General features: G+C 60.1%; 1 protein-coding gene. It reads right to left on the bottom strand.

The window, feature by feature from the left end:
• Positions 1–111: 111 nt before the first annotated feature.
• On the bottom strand, positions 112–1554 hold the full coding sequence (locus NW820_RS12155) for a gamma-aminobutyraldehyde dehydrogenase (protein ID WP_414407617.1): 1443 nt from the start codon (positions 1552–1554) through the stop codon (positions 112–114).
• Between the last annotated feature and the right edge of the window lie 256 nt (positions 1555–1810).

The raw sequence follows: 1810 nt of genomic DNA on the forward strand, positions 1-1810 counted from the left end.
GGGGAAGGGGTAGGTCGGAATCAAGGCCACCAATGGCCTACGGCGACTGGGAATACCCCTGGTGAGCCGCCGCTGTTTGGTGGTCATCTTCTGTTCAAAATGGGCATCACTTCAGCGGGTTGCAATCATCACGTGTTTGGTGATTTGGTAGTCGCGCACCGCTTCTGCCGAGAGATCTTTGCCAAATCCCGATTGCTTAAAGCCGCCATGGGGGGCCTCAGAGGCAATGGGAATATGGTCGTTGATCCAGACGGTGCCGAACTCCAGATCGGCGGCCAACCTCATCGCTCGTCCGATGTCTTGAGTCCACACAGAAGCCGCCAGCCCGTATAGGACGTCATTGCCCAAGCGTAGCGCTTCCGCTTCTTCGCGAAACGAGCCGAGCGTGAGAACCGGCCCAAAAACCTCACTCTGTACGATCTCCGCTTTTTGATCGACATTGGCAATCACCGTGGGTTCATAGTAGTAGCCCTGGGCAAGCTGGGAAGGGATCCGACCGCCGGTCAGCACCTTGGCTCCCTCTGCTTTGGCCCGCTCCACAAATCCCATCACCCGCTCCCGCTGGGCTGCTGAGACCAAAGGCCCCATCTCCACTCCCGCCTCGAAAGGGGATCCCACCGTTACTTTGCGCATGGCTTCTACAATGGCCTCTTGCGCCTGCGCCAGCTTGCTCTCGTGCACATAGACGCGGGTGGCTGCCGTACAGTCTTGGCCGGTATTGACGGTGGCAGCAAATGTGGCCTTGGCAGCAACGGTCTCTACGTCCGCATCCTCGAAGACGATAAACGGCGCTTTGCCCCCCAGTTCCAAATGCACCCGCTTCAGGGTATCTGCCGCTGTCCGCATCACCTGCTTGCCGGTGGCGGTAGAGCCGGTAAGGCTGACCATGCGCACCTGGGGGTGCTCCACCAGGGCTTGGCCGGTGGCATTGCCTCCGGTAACGATATTGACTACCCCGGGCGGGATCCCAGCCTCGGCGATCAGTTCTCCCAGCATCAGGGTGGTCAGGGGGGTGGCAGGAGCGGGCTTGAGCACCACCGTACAGCCGGCGGCCAGGGCGGGGCCGATCTTCCAGACGGCCATCATCAGCGGATAGTTCCAGGGGGTAATTTGAGCGCACACCCCCACCGGCTCTTTGCGAAAGAGGGAGGTGTAGCCCTTGGCGTATTCCCCAGCACTAAAGCCATGGATGTCGCGGGCGGCGGCGGCGAAGAAACGCAGATTATCCACCGCAAATGGCAGATCTCCCCCCAAGCTGAGGAACTCGTAGGGCTTGCCAGTGTTTTCCGATTCCAAGCGAGCCAATTCGGCGGCGCGAGCTTCGATTAGATCCGCCAATTTCCAGAGGGCCAGGGAGCGCTCGCCGGGGGTGAGTTTCGACCAACGGCCATCGTAGAAGGCTGTTTGGGCGGCCTGCACCGCCCGATCCACATCGGCAGGGCTGGCATCCACCGCCTCTGCCAGTTTCTCGCCGGTGGCCGGGTTCTCGATGGTCATCAGGCCCCCCCCTTGGCTATCGACCCATTGGCCGTCGATCCAGAGTTTGTAGGCCATAGCGATGTCCTCAACAGCTTGGTGAAATGGCTCTCCCCATTGTGCCGAATCTTTTTGGCTCGGCTTGAATCATAAGCTTCATTCAACTTTGGCAACTTTGGGGTGCAGAGATGGGATCCTTTGGGATTGGGATGGCCCAAACGGCTATTCGCAAAGCGGGCCGTAGACTGTGGCCAACGGCGCACTGGTGAGGATCCCGCATCTGCTAACTAACGGAGGTGCAGGGGCAATCAGTCCTGCACTCTACCCGCAGGGT

It is taken from the genome of Synechococcus sp. R55.7 (assembly GCF_047461955.1).
Lineage (GTDB): Bacteria > Cyanobacteriota > Cyanobacteriia > Thermostichales > Thermostichaceae > Thermostichus.

Bases quoted from the DNA above. Each gene is read 5' to 3' on its own strand.
- NW820_RS12155 (WP_414407617.1), bottom strand. From the start codon at position 1,554: ATGGCCTACAAACTCTGGATCGACGGCCAATGGGTCGATAGCCAAGGG.